At 58.9% G+C, this 3859-nt stretch carries 1 protein-coding gene and 2 pseudogenes; 2 read left to right on the top strand and 1 reads right to left on the bottom strand.

The window, feature by feature from the left end:
- Positions 1–1676: 1676 nt before the first annotated feature.
- Positions 1677–1793, top strand: a pseudogene (locus ACFQ2S_RS13275) (transposase); the annotation flags it as partial.
- Between the two features lie 237 nt (positions 1794–2030).
- Here the strand turns inward: ACFQ2S_RS13275 and ACFQ2S_RS13270 are convergent.
- On the bottom strand, positions 2031–3047 hold the full coding sequence (locus ACFQ2S_RS13270; protein WP_386075135.1) for an IS110 family transposase: 1017 nt from the start codon (positions 3045–3047) through the stop codon (positions 2031–2033).
- Between the two features lie 65 nt (positions 3048–3112).
- On the opposite strand from ACFQ2S_RS13270, the pseudogene ACFQ2S_RS13265 reads away from it, so the two are divergent.
- Positions 3113–3804, top strand: a pseudogene (locus tag ACFQ2S_RS13265) (IS3 family transposase); the annotation flags it as partial.
- Between the last annotated feature and the right edge of the window lie 55 nt (positions 3805–3859).

The raw sequence follows: 3859 nt of genomic DNA, 5'->3' as shown, positions 1-3859 counted from the left end.
ATTTCGCTGAAGAAATTGAATCAGCGGTCACACCACCAAACAAGCAAAGTTTTTCAACAAAATTCCGGCAAAGCAGAAGGACGCGATGGTTTGCTCGTCGCGCGCTATTGGCATTTTTCGCATGGGCCGGCCCCTGAGGGAGTCAACAGATCTGGGCCTGAGAAGAAAGGAGAGAGAATTCCCTTGAGAGGCTCAATGCCACAACCGCCTGACCAAGGTAGAACGCTCCACTATGCATGCGCCCGGGAATGCTCGATTGCGAGGCGTTTCAAATGGTGCGTTGGCCGCCTAATCGCGTTTCGAGTGAACCGATCGGAGAGCCGCTACGCCTGGGCACTCACTGCGGACCTCGTTCGATTCGGTCCTTGGGGCCAAATCGCGTTGCGACCCATGGCGACGATTCTCCGGGAAACGAGATTGCCTGCGGGTATTGTAGCCGAGATCGATGGTCGAGGAGGTGCCATGATCCGAAGACCAACTGCTGTGCCACGTCCGAACCCAATGTGGTCCAAAATGCGGTCCAGATCGTGGTCCAAAATACCGGTGATGAAGGTCTTCTTTGGGGTGTGTCCCTTGTTTATAGGGATTATTTTCAGTTTTCTTTGAGAGCACTGGCTGGGGTGGTAGGATTCTATGTAAATAATTGATAACGTGCAGAAATATAAGGAAGTGGGTTCGTCTGATCAAGCGCGGAAACAGGTTTCTTGGCCAATGTGTCGCACCCAGTGTAACGCAATGTTTCGGTCAGGATGTCCGGAGCGGAAATAGGTTTTGTGGCGCCGTTTCCATATTCGGTTTCTCCGGTAGCTTGGCGATAGGGACTATGCCTTGGTGGCGCCCAGTTCCGCGGCCCGAGACTCCAAGAGGGGTAGGTGGAGCCAGTCTCGACCGACCATGGCGCCGAGGTTTCGGCCGACGCGGCCGACCCATTCCTGAGGTCCAGGACAGCCTCGGTAAATGGCTGCTCTGCCTAACTCCCACGGATTGCTTCGGACCGGACGAAATGGTGGTGTACCGACCATCTCCGACATTCACTGCGATGGCAAAATCGAGCGCCTTGCATGCGCAGCACTCCGTTAAGTAGGGGCGGACTCCGGACCTTCTCTGCACGTGCGAACTTAATCCCACCAAATCGTGGAAGCGGACACACCATCAGGACCACGCGGCGAAACCCCGGGTGCCTACGGGAAGGGCTTATTCCGGAAGTTCGCCGAAGGTGAAAAACCATCAGGTGGAGGCAAAAGAGCGGTTGTTCAGAGCCAGGCCGAACATCAGCGTTCTTCGTTAGAGCCCTCTCTATGACGCCGGCGTGTCTCCTCGGTAGCGAGAGAGCACCGCTGAAAAACACCGGCCTCCAGCGTCCAAATGCTGGTGAACCACCGCTGGCCAAATTCTTCTTGCCTTTCGGAGAATAACTCTTTGCCGCCACCGATTACCCAGATTGGTATTAGGCCTGCCTGAGACGTGTATTTTAGGAAGGCTTCCCTTTCTATAAGGCCAGCACTTCGCCCCGGCACCGACACCGAGGGGTCTTTGTAAACCTCGGCGCCATGCGGATCAGTAAAGATCAGATCGCGGCCGTCTCTGAGAGACATATTCAAGTCTCGCATTGACCTGAGACCCATTTCCTCTTCCAGTTTGACGTTGAGTCCGTCCCAACGAAGGAGACGGACAGAATGAAGAGATCACGGTTCAGCGAAGAGCAGATCATCGCGATCCTGAAGCAGCAGGAGAGCGGAGTGGCGACGGCGGATGTGTGCCGCGAGCACGGGATCAGCTCGGCGACGTTCTACATCTATGGACGGCTCTCCCTATGCAAGCTTTTCGAGGCGGCCTCCAATCGATGACGGGTGCTGACATCTATCCGGCGTCGCCGGTCGATGTCGGCGCGCCCAAATGGGTAATCCGCGAAGCATGGCCCTCAACAAATGGTCGGCCTCAAAGGCCTTTATAAAAGCCAGGGTCTCCATGCACCGGGACCGTCCGGTCGGGTCATTTCCTCTCTCGCCTGCACCTTGAACCGTTCCGCGTCAGGTTGCGGGACGGTATTCCTCATTCTTGGCCAGCAGTGCCCAGATGATGCGCGCATTCTTGTTGGCGACGGCCACGATGGCGCGGTTCGTCCCGCGGCGCTCCCGGAGCTCATTCACCCATTGGCTGAACCGATCCGTCTTGCCGACTGCAGTTCGAACGACCGCGCGGGCGCCATGGACCAGCAGAGTTCGCAGATGCTGGTCGCCACGTTTGCTGATCCCCATCAGGACTGTTCGGTTTCCGCTGGAATGCTGGCGCGGGACCAGTCCCAGCCAGGCAGCCATGTGTCGACCGTTGTCGAAGTCGCGGCCATCCCCGATCGCGGCAACGACGGCAGTGGCAGTCTTCGGCCCTACACCACGTATCTTCCCCACCCGGCGACAGGCCTCACTCTCCCGGTAGACTTGGTCGATGCGTCTGTCGAACTCCCGGACCCGCATGTCGATCTCGGCCATCAATGCCAGGAGGGATGACAGGGTCTCGCGGCAAAGCTTCGTGAGCTCATTGCTCTCGTCTTCGATGATCCGAGGGATCATGGCGCGAGCCCGCGTGATCGACTGCCCGAAGGCGATCCCACGATCAAGCAAAATGCCACGCATCTGACTGACCAATGCGGTTCGGTGATTGACCATGCGCCGCCGCGCCCGATGCAGGGTCTGCACATCCTGCTGGGCGACACTTTTCTTCGGCACGAACCGCATGCGGGGCTGGACGACTGCAATCGCGATGGCCTCGGCATCGTTGCGGTCATTCTTCTGCCGCCGACCAAAAGGCTTGACGTGCTGCGGCGCGATGATCCGGACCTCATGGCCAAGCGCCTCGAACTGGCGCTGCCAATAAAATGCGCCGGTGCAAGCCTCGATACCAATCACACAGGCCGGGACCTCTGCGACAGCCCGAAGAAGTGTCTCCCTCCGCACACGTCGGCGTAGCTTTATTTCCCCGCTATCATCCAGCCCACAAAGCTCGAATACGTTCTTGGCAAGATCAATTCCGATGGTCGTGATGGTCATTCTTCCCTCCTGTGTCTTCAGCAACCCGATCCTGTGCCGGGGGCGGGAGAGCCGTCCATCCCATCAAATGGAAGGCGAAGTTCGGCGGGCTTGAGGTGTCTGATGCCCGCAGGTTGAAAGCGCTGGAAGACGAGAACGCGAAGCTGAAGAAGCTCTTGGCCGAGCAGATGCTGGACAACGCGATGTTGAAGGATGTCGCCTCGCGAAAGTGGTAACGCCCGCAGCCAGGCGGGATGCCGTGGCACATCTGTGCGAAGCGCATCAGGTGAGCCAGCGGCGGGCGTGTTCTGTTCTGGGCGTTGATCGGTCGAGCGTGCGGTATCGCAGCGTACGCCCGGACGATGCTGATCTGCGCAAGGCGATGAAGGCTGTCGCCGCCGAGCGGCGGCGGTTCGGCTATCGGCGCGTACATGTGATGCTGGAGCGGCAGGGCTGGCAGATGAACCAGAAGAAACTGAGGCGACTCTACGCGGAAGAGAGGTTGCAAGTGAAGAAGCGCGGCGGTCGGAAACGGGCTCTGGGGACGCGTAGGCCAATGCTTGTGCCGGAGCGGCCAAATGAGCGCTGGAGCCTGGACTTCGTCTCGGATGCCTTCACCGACGGCCGCAGGTTCCGCGTGCTGGCCATCGTGGACGACTTCAGCCGGGAATGCCTGGCGCTGGTCGCGGACACGTCGCTGTCGGGGCTGCGGGTCACTCGGGAGTTGACGGCGATCATGGCCCGGCGCGAGAGACCCAGAACGATTGTCAGCGACAACGTCCTATGTCGGGAAGAATTGGCTGCTTAGGTCAGCAGGTCATGGAACATCCGGG

The organism is Tropicimonas aquimaris, from assembly GCF_042676185.1.
GTDB lineage: Bacteria > Pseudomonadota > Alphaproteobacteria > Rhodobacterales > Rhodobacteraceae > Tropicimonas > Tropicimonas aquimaris.
The sequence above is the reverse complement of the archived record's forward strand: the minus strand, read 5'-3'. Positions and strand labels throughout refer to the sequence as shown.

Bases quoted from the DNA above. Each gene is read 5' to 3' on its own strand.
- ACFQ2S_RS13270 (WP_386075135.1), bottom strand. From the start codon at position 3,047: ATGACCATCACGACCATCGGAATTGATCTTGCCAAGAACGTATTCGAG.